A 13,875-nucleotide genomic window follows, 5' to 3' on the forward strand; every position below is an offset into this window, starting at 1 on the left:
ATATACTTTAGTGTTAAAGTATATGGCAGTAACAACAATAAAGGAGAGATATTTTATGGGCAGATTACAAGACAAAGTAGCGTTCATTACAGGTGGGGCATCTGGTATGGGTGAAATGATGGTAAAGCAATTCACGGCAGAAGGCGCGAAAGTAATTGCAGCTGACATTAATACAGCAGCACTTGAAGAAAAGTGGGGCGGTCAGGATAATATCTTCACTATCAAATTGAATGTAATGGAAGATGCAGAGTGGGAAGAGGCTATGAAAAAAGCTGTCGATCACTTCGGGAAAATGGATATTCTTGTGAATAATGCTGGTATCTCAACTGAAAAAACTGTAGATCAAATCACGATTGAAGATTGGCGCAGACTTTCAGATATCAATAGCTTCGGTACATTTCTAGGTATGAAGCATGCATCAAAATATATGAAGGAAGCGAAAAAAGGTGCAATCGTCAATATTTCTTCTTATACTGCTTTGATTGGTATGGGCTTGAATCCGTATTCTGCATCTAAAGGTGCAGTACGTGCTATTTCTAAAGCGGCAGCAGCGGAGTATGGACAAGCAGGTATCCGTGTAAACACCGTATTCCCAGGAGTTATTGAAACGCCGATGGTGGCAAATCTTGAAGAGTCTAAGGCTCAACTGGATATGTTGATTAAAATGACTCCACTACAACGTTTGGGTCAGCCGGAAGATGTAGGGAATGCCGTACTCTTCTTGGCATCAGATGAAGCGGCTTATATTACAGGCGCAGAGCTTGTAATTGATGGCGGTTATTCTGCACGATAATAAAATATAAACAGAACGGGTTGTCCTACAAGTCATGATGACTTACAGGACAACCCGTTTTTCATTGATTATTTTACATCTACAAAGCGTTTGAAGCCCATGAAACGTGAGTTCCAATATGAAGAGTCTAGAGAAGCAATTTCAATTGCTTTTGTCCCCGCGTGAATGAACTTATTGTCTCCTAGATAAATACCGATATGCGAGATGCCGGGACGATATGTATTTTGGAAGAATAATAAATCTCCTACTACCGGATCTTTTATAAATAATGAACGGTTGAAGAAACCGATTGTATCTAATCGAGGAACTTTAACATCAGCTTGGTTGAATGCATAATAAATGAAACCGCTACAATCAAATCCTGATGGAGTAGAACCTGCCCATACATAAGGAGTTCCTAGTAATGGCTGTGTAATGTCCACTAATTTTTGACCTAGCGCCTGGCTAGTGGTCGTAACATTCGGCTTCGTCACAGGTTTGTTTGATGATAACGAGCCCAATGAATTAGTAGAAGAGACAGCTTGTGAAGAGTTCACTTTATTTTCTACTATAAGTTTCTGTTTAACTTTGATATTATTAGAAGTAAGAGAATTCAGACGTTTTAGTTCAGTTACCGTAATCTTGTACTGATTGGAAATCTTGTAAAGAGTATCTCCTGCTTGCACGATATGCGTTTTTGATGCAGCGGCAACACTACCAACTGAGATGCTTGTTGCAAGCAAAAGAGAGGCGATCGCGGCTAGGGCAATTTTCTTCATTTCGACGTATCTCCTTTAAGTATACTAGATTTGGTACTTTGTACTGCAGAGTGTTAACTAGTTATTAAACCTATAAACCTATCATACATTACAGTAATGGATATTAAACGTATCTTAAGACTTATTTTTAATCAATAGTTTACTAGTTGTTTAGGTTTAACATATGAGTAAATACTATAAAAGGGTATTTTTTAAAACTGAAAGTGGTTCTTGGGACTCAGTTTTTTTGTAACCAGTATGTATGTTATGGGTAAACGCAAAGTCGTGTTTTATCGTACTACTTCAAACTATAGTAAAAGCCCTGAACAATCCGAAGTAATGTTACGGATTGTTCAGGGCTTTTCTGCTGTTTAAGAACGTCCGATAGGCCAGTCAAATGGAATCGATCCAGGAGGCGAGTGCTTAATGATATCGATCATGGGTATCGTATACGCGAATAGAATCAATGCGATGGTAATACCAATCCATATATACCAGTTCTCCAAAATTTTCGGTGATTTCTCAGCATCTACTTCTTCTTCAGCGATTGGATATTCTTCATAACCGCGTGGAGCGAAGAATGCCAATTGAATGAAAATGTAGAACATCAATAGAATACCAACGAATAAGATGATTCCGCCGACAGCTTGCCACATTTGGTAGCTGATCCAAGTAGAAACTTGATCTCCACCTGCGTACTCAGAGAATGCTGAACGACGTGGTCCACCGATGAGGCCTTGAATATGCATGGAAGTTGACATGATTGTCATGCCAATTGCCCAAATGAACGTCTGAATGATACCTAGTTTATTCAATGAAGGGGTCAAACGACGGCCAGTCAAGTGTGGAATCAACCAATACGCAATACCGAAAAACGTTAAAATGACTGTTGTTGCAACTGTTAAATGAAAGTGACCTGTTATCCAAATCGTGTTGTGAACAAGAGAGTTTACTTGGTGAGAAGCGTTAATGATCCCGCCTGCTCCACCTGGGATAAATGCTACCATACCAACGAATGGTGCCAAGAATCGAACATCTTTCCAAGGCAGTTTTTTGAACCAACCGAATAGTGATTTATAGCCTTTTCTTCTACCTGTAATTTCAAATGTAGCGAATAAAGAGAACGCCGTCATCAATGAAGGGATGACCACCATGAATGTTAAGACGACTTGGATGAACTTCCAAGTGGGATCAATACCTGGCTCAGTCAATTGATGGTGGAATCCGACTGGAATCGAGAACATCAACAACAGAATGAAAGCCAGTCTTGCTAAAGGATCACTGAATAGTTTTCCGCCGATAATTTTCGGGATGATTGCGTACCAAGCCATGTAAGCAGGTAACAACCAGAAGTATACAAGCGGGTGACCGAAGTACCAGAATAATGTACGCGTCAATAATACGTTGACTGTTGCGACATAACCAAGTGACCAAGGCAAGATCAATACGATGACCGAGTACGCTACACCAAGTGTGGCGACGAACCACATAATCATATTGATGACTACCATAAATGCTAGTAAAGGAGACTTTTCACCTTTATGCGCTTTCTTCCATACATATAGTTGACGGAAGTTAGTGAAAGCAGCAATCCAGCTTCCTACAATGACTAATGTCAGTCCGATGTAGAAAATAGGATGCGCGCGAAGTGGCGTATAGAATGTATACAATACAGAAGCTTCACCTGTTAAAATCATCCATGCAGATAATACCGTACCGACCAACATGACCCAGAATGAAATCCAACCCCACATTAATTGTTTGTCTGAAATGCCAACGGTTTTCCCCATAAGTGAGAATTGGAAACCGACGATGAAGAACGTAGTCAATACTAAACCGAGTATGACGCCGTGCGTTGTTAAAATCGTATAGTAATCAATATTGAATGGTAATGTGTATTTGCCGGAACGGACTAATGTCTGAAGCAGTCCCATCAAGCCACCGACTAAAAGAGAGATGAACGTGACGTGCATAAAAGCCATATACAATCTGGATTCTTTTTTTGAGAAATTAAATAATTCCATGTGTTAGTACACCTCCACTGTGCCGAACATCAAATGGTGACCGATGCCGCAATATTCGTTGCACACCACTGTGAATTCGCCATCGTTTTTCATGACGGATTCGAAGCGGCTGATATGTCCAGGTTCAACCATCATGTTGACATTTGTACCTGCCACTTGGAATCCGTGGACGACGTCTTTACTTGTTACTTGGAAAAGAACTGTGGAACCTTTCGGTACGCGAATCGTCTTAGTAGCGGTTCCATCTTCTTCTGTACCGAAGTCATAATTAAAAGCGGAAGCGACCATATTGACAACATATTTCCCGTCAGCAACTTCTGTCAGACCAAGATTATCAGGTTGGAAAGATTCGTTCGCTTCGACGTTTTGAGGATCGATAGTTTCGATATGACTTTGTGGATGTGTTCCTTTCCAGAATGCCGCAAAGCCAATAATAAGTAAGAATAAAACCAATGATGCTAAACCGAATACAATCCATACTTTTTCATACTTATGCAAATGCATAATGTTTCCTCCTTTAATGCTAGTTATTATCTAGATAAGAATAATCCGTAAGCGCCAAACCACATGACAAGAATGACGATTCCGACGATCATCACCATGATCAGGGTACCTTTTAAATTCGTTTCTTCTTTTGGTTGATTGGGAGAAGATATCTTCTTGCTCAATACGGCCACCTCCTTGTCTAAATGGAGTTCGTACTTTTATCATAATCCTAGCGGGGGAATAAAGAATTAGGGAATTCCCTATGAATTGAAGAAAAAACGTAAATTTCACAATATGTTCAATCACTTTACATGCTTTTGTCATACACATTCCGCTGTAATTGTGATTCGAGCTAGGTTGAAGGTGCTAATGGTATAGTTCGTCAGGTGCATAAAAAAATAGGTGTAACAGTGAGTGAAATAGGGAATACAGAGTGAGACAACATGTATTCAATGTTGACCGTATGTTGAATTGAAATTATAATATAATAAGGTAAAACCTAGGAAGCCGGTGTGTAAATGGAAAATGTCAAATGGATTACAGTGAAAAGCCCTGAAGAAGGTGCGAAGGAAGTATTTAATCTGATTTCTGAAGAACTTCAAAATAATAGATTGCATGTACTTGGATTGGCTACAGGCAGCACGATGATTCCGATTTATGATGAATGGACTCATTCGTCGTTAGACTTTTCCAACGTTACAGCATTCAACTTAGATGAATATGTAGGTATTGACGCGGATAACCCAAATAGTTATGCATACTTTATGAAGCAGCATTTGTTCAGTAAAAAGCCATTCAAAGAAACGTTTATTCCAAACGGTATGGCTGGAAATTTAGATCAAGAGTGTGAAGAATACGAGAATCAGTTGAACTCTCACCCGTTGGATATTCAACTTTTGGGAGTGGGAGAGAATGGTCATATCGCTTTCAACGAGCCAGGAACACCATTTGATTCTGTAACACATGTTGCGACACTGACAGACTCTACACTAGGAGTTAACAGTCAATATTTCGAAAACGATGATAAGATTCCGAATATCGCCTTGACGATGGGGATCTCTTCCATTGTAAAGTCGAAGAAGTTAATCATGGTTGCATTTGGCGAGAAGAAACGTGCGGCGATGGAGAAATTGAAAGCTGGAGAGATCACAACGGAGTGGCCGATTACAAAGTTATTGCGTCATGAAGATGTAATTGTGATTACGGATTTACAGCTTGATTGAGTAGAATAGATGATTATCAGGGGCTATCCTGGAAGTGTAACTTGACTTCTAGGGTAGCCTTTTTTGTGTGAAGTGAGTATTAGGTTGACTATGAACATGTGCTGTACGTTGGTCCTGCTTCGCCTCCCATAGCAGGTGTCTTCGTTTGATTGTGTGTGGGGCAGTTCGGATAGTTGTTTTAAATGGAAGTAGTGCTGTTGGATTACGTTTCTGTTAGGAGTATGTGGTGTTGCTAGCAATGTAAGTGTAATGCACATTGTCCCCACTACGGCGCTGGTGGATGGCTTTCGCAAGGAGCCACAGACAGAAAGTGCGCCTGTCTCTGTCTCCTTACTTCGCCTACCACAGCAGGTGTCTTCGTTTGATTGTGTGTGGGGCAGTTCGGATAGTTGTTTTAAATGGAAGTAGTGCTGTTGGATTACGTTTCTGTTAGGAGTATGTGGTGTTGCTAGCAATGTAAGTGTAATGCTCATTGTCCCCACTACGGCGCTGGTGGATGGCTTTCGCAAGGAGCCACAAACAGGAAGTGCGCCTGTCTCTGTCTCCTTACTTCGCCTACCACAGCAGGCGCCTTCGTTAGATTGTGTGAGGCAGTTTGGATCGTTGTTTTAAATGGAAGTAGTGCTGTTGGATTACGTTTCTGTTAGGAGTATGTGGTGTTGCTAGCAATGTAAGTGTAATGCTCATTGTCCCCACTACGGCGCTGGTGGATGGCTTTCGCAAGGAGCCACAGACAGGAAGTGCGCCTGTCTCTGTCTCCTTACTTCGTCTACCACAGCAGGCGCCTTCGTTAGATAGTGTGTAGGACAGTTCATACACTTCACTCGCAAGAAACAAGTGATAGCTATCACCATGTCACTGTTTTTCTATTTGCTAGAACCACAAACTAATTCATTCCCCCACAGTAGCGCAGGCACAACTGCGGGGTAGGCCGTGGCCATGAGACAACTGGCAGCCCTACCGCCAGCTGGCTCATGGCTGGAGGCAATCCCCCACGTGCCTGCGCGGGTCGAGAAAGTGATCACTTGCTAACTTAAGTATCCAACAATCAGTCGAGCGACGTACCCAACAAAAGTGAGCAAGACGGGCAGTTGGGTAGTGGTTCTGCCAAAAGCGTTTCAAGGTTGCGTAATAGATGATGTCCCTTGTTTTGCTAGCATCTTCGCTGATAGGGTATAGGACACATTGTTCGCAAAAAACAAGTGATAGCAATCACAATGTCACTGGTTTTCTTTTTGCTAGAAACACAAACTAATTCATTTCCCTACAGTAGCGCAGGCACAATTGCGGGGTAGGCCGTGGCCATGAGACAACTGGCAGCCCTACCGCCAGCTGGCTCATGGCTGTAGGCAATCCCCCACGTGCCTGTGCGGGTCGAGAAAGTGATCACTTGCTAACTTCAGAACCCAAAAATAAGTCGAGCGACGTACCCAACAAAAGTGAGCAAAAAATGCATGATAGCTATCACAATGTCACTATTTTTCTCTTTGCTAGAACCACAAACTAATTCATTTCCCCAAAGTAGCGCAGGCACAACTGCGGGGTAGGCCGTGGCCCTGAGACAACTGGCAGCCCCATCGCCAGCTGGCTCATGGCTGTAGGCAATCCCCCACGTGCCTGCGCGAGTCCAGAAAGTGAACACTCGCTAACTTCAGTCTCCAAAAATAAGTCGAGCGACGTACCCAACAAAAGTGAGCAAAAAATGCATGATAGCTATCACAATGTCACTGTTTTTCTCTTTGCTAGAAACACAAACTAATTCATTACCCCAAAGTAGCACAGGCACAACTGCGGGGTAGGCCGTGGCCCTGAGACAACTGGCAGCCCCATCGCCAGCTGGCTCATGGCTGTAGGCAATCCCCCACGTGCCTGTGCGGGTCGAGAAAGTGATCACTTGCTAACTTCAGAACCCAAAAATAAGTCGAGCGACGTACCCAACAAAAGTGAGCAAAAAATGCATGATAGCTATCACAATGTCACTGTTTTTCTCTTTGCTAGAAACACGAACTAATTCATTACCCCACAGTAGCACAGGCACAACTGCGGGGTAGGCCGTGGCCCTGAGACAACTGGCAGCACCATCGCCAGCTGGCTCATGGCTGTAGGCAATCCCCCACGTGCCTGTGCGGGTCGAGAAAGTGAACACTTGCTAACTTCAGAACCCAAAAATAAGTCGAGCGACGCCCCAAACAAAAAGTGAGCAAGAAATACATGATAGCTATCACCATGTCACTGTTTTTCTTTTTGCTAGAAACACAAACTAAATCATTTCCCCAAAGTAGCGCAGGCACAACTGCGGGGTAGGCCGTGGCCATGAGACAACTGGCAGCACCATCGCCAGCTGGCTCATGGCTGTAGGCAATCCCCCACGTGCCTGCGCGGGTCCAGAAAGTGAACACTTGCTAACTTCAGAATCCAAAAATAAGTCGAGCGACGTCCTCAACAAAATGGGTACTTACTTTTGTCAATTTTAGACACAAATATTTCAAGTGTAATATACCATTCGACTTTGAAACATCCTTGTTACATTACTGTAATAAATCATAAGTTTGTACAATGCTAAGATGAGATACATAAACAGACAAGCAAACTACTAAAAATACATACTGTCGCGGAGGAACTTATGAATCTATTACAAAAGGCTATCTCAGTCCTAGCACTTACTACACTTTTGATCGTCTCACCATTTGCTGGACAAGCAGATGCAGCCGGTAAAACAACGAATATCACAAAAACAGCAACTAGCTTAACGGGTATCAAATATCGCTATGGTGGTACAACGAGAGCAGGATTTGATTGCTCAGGTTATGTTGGTTATGTATTCAAGCAAAATGGTTTAAAAGTAGCGAGAACTTCTAGTGCAATGTATGCATCAGGGCGTGCTGTGAAGAAATCGAGTCTACGCAATGGTGATCTAGTATTCTTTAACACAACAGGACGCGGTGTTTCACACGTGGGAATCTATGTTGGAAATGGCAAGTTCGCACATGCTTCTACATCAAAAGGTGTGCGTGTGGATAGAGTAAATGATACGTACTGGGGCAAGCGCTATATAGGTGCGAAGCGTGTTGCAGGTATTTAATAGAAGAAACATCGATCTTCCTATGTGGAAGATCGATGTTTTTTACGAAAAAATACCGGATAGGAGAGGGGATTCCCAATCTTATCCGGCAAGTATTAAGTAGTTGCGTCTTGTGGAACGCGGATTGTCCAACGAGAGAAATCCGGTTCATCTTTCTTCACTAATTCCTTAGGGTAGATGAATGTCCAAGGGGTCGTGCTGTTTGCTTTCACGGAAAGTGGAGGATTGAGGTCGAATGTTCCTCGTGCTACCAATTCTCCTGTTGCATCAATTAATTCAAGCGGTAACTTTTCAATATTGATTTGTTTGGAGTGACCGTTACGAACGAAAACGGAAGCTGCAATCGTACCTTCATCTTGTGATTGGATTTGGAAACCTGCGATATTCACTTCGCGTGGCTTCAATTTTGGAAGATCGCTTACAATTTTAGATAACGCTTCTTTTTGCTCAGCAGGGAGTTGTTCTTCCCATGTTGGTGCAAGTTCCAATTGGTGTGGCATCATCGAATGAACGTTGAATGCAAGCTTCCAGTTCGTTGCAGGGATTTCTTCTACCAATTGATCTTTCTTTTCGAAAACGAATACCCATGGTCGTGCACTGCGCGCTGGAATTTCACCTAACTCGTTCAAATCGAACTCTGCAGATGCTGCTGTATTGCCTTCTTCATCAAGTAATAATAACTCAATTTCGCCTACAGTGATCGCTTGATCCAGTGAAGAACGGAAAAATGCTTTAACTAACCAGCTACCGTTTGTTGGCTCCAAATCGATATCGATACCTGACAAGGAGATTTGATTTGGTTTTAAAGGCTCTTGCTCATTTGCAAGAAAACGGAAAACATATTCTTGCTCCTGTGTTAGGCTCCATTGCTCATGAAGAGATAGTTCTGTTTCGATATCTTCGTCGCCTGAACCTGCTTGGCCATATTCTAAAATTTCCTCGGATTCGACTGTACTGTCCAATCCGGTTTTTTCGGTTTTTTTGAATAAATTGAAGAGTTTCATTGGGAAACCTCCTGTTTTGTATTGAGTTGCTTCATGAATGCGATAATTTCGGACGCAATATCCCGGCGCAGGCGTTGATAGTGCTTGGCGAATAACTGCAAGCCTTCACGCTGGTAAATACGCATAGGATCTTCTTGTCCGTATGAACGCAATCCAATTCCTTCTTTGAGGCGAGTCATCACTTCCAAATGCTTAACCCACATCGTGTCAATATAGCTCAACATGACTTGTGGCAACAGTTGACTCACTTGTTCATTATCAGTGAACGTGTCGATAAATGCAAACAACTCTGCCATTTCTTCATCGTACTCTTTCATTATATCTGCAGTTCTATCTAATGAATTAGGAAGCTTGACCGGCGTCAGTAAAAGTGCGTTCATCGTCCGTTCGATACGATCGAAATCCCAGTTATCAGCAATTTCATTATCTGGGCAACTATCTAGAACGACGAACTCAACCGTTTCCGACAACATCGTCTTGAGTTTATCGAAAATGTCATTGCCTTCGAGTACGCGATTGCGTAAGGAATAGATAACTTCACGCTGATCATTGATCACATCATCTAATTTTAGATTATATTCACGCATAGAGAAGTGCGCGCCTTCCACGATCCGTTGTGTACGTTCCGTCAGTTCATCTACTTCAGGGTTCAGTACTTTACCATTCTCATCCGTGCGAACTTTCGTCAAGAATTTCTCGAGTTCTTCAGGAGAGAAGCGGATATACATTTCATCTTCTAAAGAGAGATAGAATTGACTTTCGCCATGGTCTCCTTGACGACCTGAACGGCCGCGTAACTGATTATCGACACGGCGACTTTCATGTTTTTCTGTACCTAATACAAATAGTCCACCGTTTTCTTCCACGCCTTCACCAAGTACGATATCCGTTCCGCGACCTGCCATATTCGTAGCGACGGTAATATTGCCCGCTTGACCAGACTCGGAAATCAATGAAACTTCCTGCTCGACACTTTTCGCATTCAATAGATGGAACTTCAATCCTTCATCACGTAAATACTTGGCAACTGCTTCGGACTGAAGAATGGAAGTAGTACCGACTAATACGGGTTGGCCCTTCGCATGACGAGCGGCTACTTCTTTTGCTACTGCTTTATACTTTTCTTCTGTCGTTCTGAAAACGAAATCTGGAGCATCGATTCGCGCACGTGGGCGGTTCGTCGGGATTTGGATTACTTCCATATTATAGACTTCACGGAATTCCTTCTCCTGAGTTTTCGCAGTACCCGTCATTCCACAAAGTTTTGGATACATACGGAAGTAGTTCTGAATGGTAATTTGAGCTTGTGCTTTATTTTCGTCCGTAATATCGACGCCTTCTTTAGCTTCAATTGCTTGGTGAAGACCATCAGATAGAGTTCTACCTTCCATAATCCGGCCGGTGAACATATCGACCAGTTCAATTTTTCCGTCTCGTACGATGTAATCGACATCCCGCTTGAAGATGACGAATGCACGGACAGCCTGGATGACATAATGATAAAGAGTTTGGTGATCTAGATCATACAAGTTTCCGATACCAAATGCTTTTTCGACTTTTTCAATACCTTGTTCGGTAAGAGAAGTTGCCTTTGTTGCCTCGTCAAAATCAAAGTCTTCTTCCACTTTAAAGCGTTTGGCTAGGCGAGCTGCGATATGGTGAAGGTCTGCATCGGCTTGCGTTTTGCCTGCCACAATCAATGGTGTTTTTGCTTCGTCGATCAAGACACTGTCGACTTCATCGATAATAGCGAAATGATAAGGTCGCTGCACTTTTTGAGACGTGTGCTGCACCATGTTATCTCGTAAATAGTCGAAGCCGAATTCTGTACCTACACCGTACGTAATATCTGCTTCGTAAGCGGCTTGCTTAGCGGGCCCTTGCATCATCGGAACATTCAAGCCGACAGTCAATCCAAGGAAACGATGAATTTGACCGATTTGATCAAAGTCCCGTTTTGCTAAATAATCATTGACTGTAATGACGTGGACGCCTTTACCTTCAAGCGCGCGTACATAGGAAGGTAGGGAAGCGACAAGTGTTTTACCTTCACCGGTAGGCATTTCAGCAATATTACCTTCCGTCAATACAGCTCCACCGATTAGTTGCACATCAAAATGGCGCATACCGAGAACCCGTTTAGATGCTTCACGTACAACTGCGAATGCATCCGGCATAATGGTCTCGACGGTTGCGCCGTCTTCTAACTGTTGTTTGAATTGATCTGTCATTCCAGAAAGATCATCATCAGACATAGCGATATATTTAGGTTCTAGTGAATTAATCTGCTCCACAATTTTGCGGTATTTACGCAACTGACGTTCACTCGTTCCAGTTCTACGTTTAAAGATTTTTAACATGAATTAGACGCTCCTTTATAAATCTCTATTTAAATGAGAGATTCCTATCTATTTTACCAAAAGGACCGACAAAAGACTATCTATATATAGAAAGAGAAGAACAATAGATTTATGACAATTTACCGCGCGTAAAAATGGCTAAATCCTCGTCGTGGCGGTGTTTAATAGTGTTTGCATGTAAGCAAGTAAGGGAACAGATAAGTAATGCGTACTAAAGGATGAAAACTAGCAACAATCATGTTATACTAAAAGGCGATATGTACTTAATGCTAATTGGGGAGGAAAGACATGTTATTCATTGCAATGTCTGTAGCTTTTATCGCTGCAATTATACTAACACCGCTAGTCATCAAATTCGCGTATCGGATCGGTGCGGTTGACCGCCCCAATTATCGGAAAGTTCACGCGAGAATCATGCCTAGAATCGGCGGGCTCGCGATCTTCGGAGCGTTTATTATTGGATATGCTATATTATTGCCGAAAGACGAGCACGCAGTAAGCATCCTAATCGGTGCAGTACTGATCGTCATGATTGGCTTTTTAGACGATATGCTGGAAATCACAGCAAAAGCAAAAATGTTAGGCCAACTAGCGGCTGCGTTGGTCGTTGTTCTATGGGGCGGCTTACAAATTGAATTCATCAACTTGCCTTTTCTTGGGCAACTCGACTTTGGTTATTTAAGTATTCCGATCACGATTATTTGGATCATCGGAATCACGAACGCTGTCAACTTGATTGACGGATTAGATGGTTTAGCAGCAGGTGTTTCCACTATTGCGCTCATTGCCATTACGGTAATGGCTTTATTAATGGGAGATGTCTTCGTTGCTGCAACCGCTTCTATATTGGCAGCTAGTTCGCTTGGATTCTTAGTGTTCAACTTCCATCCGGCGAAAATTTTTATGGGCGATACTGGATCGCTATTCCTAGGATTTATGATTTCGGTTCTGGCATTACTTGGCTTTAAGAATGTTGCAGTGGTATCCCTAATTATTCCAATTATTATGCTAGGTGTTCCTATTTCAGACACATTCTTTGCGATTGTAAGACGAGTTCGCATGAAGCAGTCTATTACAGCGGCAGATAAGTCGCATTTACATCACTGTTTATTGCGCGTAGGGTTCTCGCATAGACAAGCTGTGCTGACGATTTATGGTATTGCGATTCTATTCGGAGCAGCTGCTGTATTGTTCTCACAAGCAACCGTGTGGGGCGCGTTGCTTCTGATCTTCGTTATGCTGATTGTGATTGAGCTGTTTGTAGAGTTGATTGGTCTGGCAGGGGCGAATTATCGTCCGTTGTTAAATTTAGTACGCATGATTGGTAAATAAGTAAAACGAGTCCTTGTCTGCTAAGAAGCGGATGAGGGCTTTTTTTATGCTGAAATGTATAAAGATGAAGTGATTGCTGGGGGAGGGTACCGTTGATCGACGTTCCAGGCGGACGCTTTCTCATGGGCTCGTGGGAAGAGCCGTAACGAAGAACGGTACTTGCGAGTAAAAGCGAAGCGTTAGGAGCACATCTTTGCACTCGCCGCCAGCTTCTGCTTCTATCCTACGTGGATAGTGGAGGTAGTTGAATCACTTACTGGAGGTGGTGTGTTAGTTATTGTTGCTTTTAAACTTATTTAAGTTCAAAAGCAAGAGTGGTGGAGTGGTGAGGGAATTTGTGAGTATGAGGGGATGGAAGCTCCAGTTGGGGACGCTTTCCTGAGGGCGTGGCCCGAGCCGCTTCCCTCACTTCGTTCAGTCCAGGGTCTCGAACTCACGCTGATCCTCCAGGAGTCGCCCCAACTTCCGCTTCCATCCTACGTGGATAGTGGAGGTAGTTGAATCACTTACTGAAGGTGGTGTGTTAGTTATTGTTGTCTTTGAATATGGTTAAGTTCAAGAGCAAGAGTTTTGGGTGTGGTGAGTGAATGTGTGAGTGTGAGGGCATGGAAGCACCAGTTGGGGATGCCTTCCCATGGGCTCGGCTTGAGCCAAGTGAACAGCGAAGGGTTTGCTTTGCCTTAATTTCTGTGTACTTTTCAGAAATTAAGGCATACTGTCCGGGGTCTCAAGGCCATAGGCGTCAACTTAAGAAAAAATATAGGGTTATACTTCCTTCTTTGTTGGTATTTATAGAGTAAAACCAATAAAGGAGGAGTCTACTATGAAGCCGCA

Annotated in this window: 10 protein-coding genes; 4 read left to right on the plus strand and 6 right to left on the minus strand. The window is 42.9% G+C overall.

Annotated elements, in window-relative coordinates:
* Window positions 1–55: 55 nt before the first annotated feature.
* Window positions 56–793, plus strand: coding sequence for an SDR family NAD(P)-dependent oxidoreductase (locus tag SporoP8_RS13245; protein WP_085132944.1), 738 nt, complete (start codon window positions 56–58; stop codon window positions 791–793).
* A gap of 68 nt (window positions 794–861) precedes the next feature.
* On the opposite strand, the gene SporoP8_RS13250 is transcribed toward SporoP8_RS13245, so the two are convergent.
* The 4 genes from SporoP8_RS13250 to SporoP8_RS16805 all read right to left on the minus strand — a co-directional run bounded on the left by SporoP8_RS13250 (window position 862) and on the right by SporoP8_RS16805 (window position 4,222).
* Complete coding sequence (locus SporoP8_RS13250) at window positions 862–1,551, minus strand: C40 family peptidase (protein WP_085132945.1); 690 nt, start codon at window positions 1,549–1,551, stop codon at window positions 862–864.
* A 350-nt stretch (window positions 1,552–1,901) separates the two neighbouring features.
* Window positions 1,902–3,554, minus strand: a complete 1,653-nt coding sequence (locus SporoP8_RS13255) for a b(o/a)3-type cytochrome-c oxidase subunit 1 (protein WP_085132946.1) — start codon at window positions 3,552–3,554, stop codon at window positions 1,902–1,904.
* Between the two features lie 3 nt (window positions 3,555–3,557).
* The gene (locus SporoP8_RS13260) at window positions 3,558–4,058 is read right to left on the minus strand and encodes a cytochrome c oxidase subunit II (RefSeq protein ID WP_085132947.1); all 501 of its coding nucleotides are present in this window, start codon (window positions 4,056–4,058) and stop codon (window positions 3,558–3,560) included.
* Between the two features lie 26 nt (window positions 4,059–4,084).
* Window positions 4,085–4,222 carry a cytochrome c oxidase subunit 2A gene (locus SporoP8_RS16805; RefSeq protein ID WP_232319161.1) on the minus strand — a complete coding sequence of 46 codons (138 nt, stop codon included), beginning with the start codon at window positions 4,220–4,222 and terminating at the stop codon, window positions 4,085–4,087.
* Window positions 4,223–4,558: 336 nt separating this feature from the next.
* Here SporoP8_RS16805 and SporoP8_RS13270 point away from each other — a divergent pair, with 336 nt between their 5' ends.
* Entirely contained in the window at window positions 4,559–5,263 is a 705-nt protein-coding gene (locus tag SporoP8_RS13270) for a glucosamine-6-phosphate deaminase (protein WP_085132948.1), read from the plus strand.
* 2,623 nt (window positions 5,264–7,886) lie between these two features.
* Window positions 7,887–8,345 carry a C40 family peptidase gene (locus SporoP8_RS13280; RefSeq protein ID WP_085132950.1) on the plus strand — a complete coding sequence of 153 codons (459 nt, stop codon included), beginning with the start codon at window positions 7,887–7,889 and terminating at the stop codon, window positions 8,343–8,345.
* Window positions 8,346–8,440: 95 nt separating this feature from the next.
* Here SporoP8_RS13280 and SporoP8_RS13285 read toward each other — a convergent pair whose 3' ends face one another.
* Both SporoP8_RS13285 and secA2 read right to left on the minus strand, forming a co-directional pair.
* Window positions 8,441–9,349 (minus strand): accessory Sec system S-layer assembly protein, encoded by a 909-nt coding sequence (locus SporoP8_RS13285; protein WP_085132951.1) that lies wholly within the window; start codon window positions 9,347–9,349, stop codon window positions 8,441–8,443.
* Window positions 9,346–11,709, minus strand: a complete 2,364-nt coding sequence (gene secA2 / locus SporoP8_RS13290) for an accessory Sec system translocase SecA2 (RefSeq protein ID WP_085132952.1) — start codon at window positions 11,707–11,709, stop codon at window positions 9,346–9,348. The genes SporoP8_RS13285 and secA2 overlap by 4 nt, the downstream gene beginning before the upstream one ends.
* Window positions 11,710–11,997: 288 nt before the next feature.
* Between secA2 and SporoP8_RS13295 the strand changes: the two genes are divergently transcribed.
* Window positions 11,998–13,041 carry a glycosyltransferase family 4 protein gene (locus SporoP8_RS13295; RefSeq protein WP_085132953.1) on the plus strand — a complete coding sequence of 348 codons (1,044 nt, stop codon included), beginning with the start codon at window positions 11,998–12,000 and terminating at the stop codon, window positions 13,039–13,041.
* Window positions 13,042–13,875 lie beyond the last annotated feature (834 nt).

It is taken from the genome of Sporosarcina ureae (assembly GCF_002101375.1).
Classification (GTDB): Bacteria; Bacillota; Bacilli; order Bacillales_A; family Planococcaceae; genus Sporosarcina; species Sporosarcina ureae_B.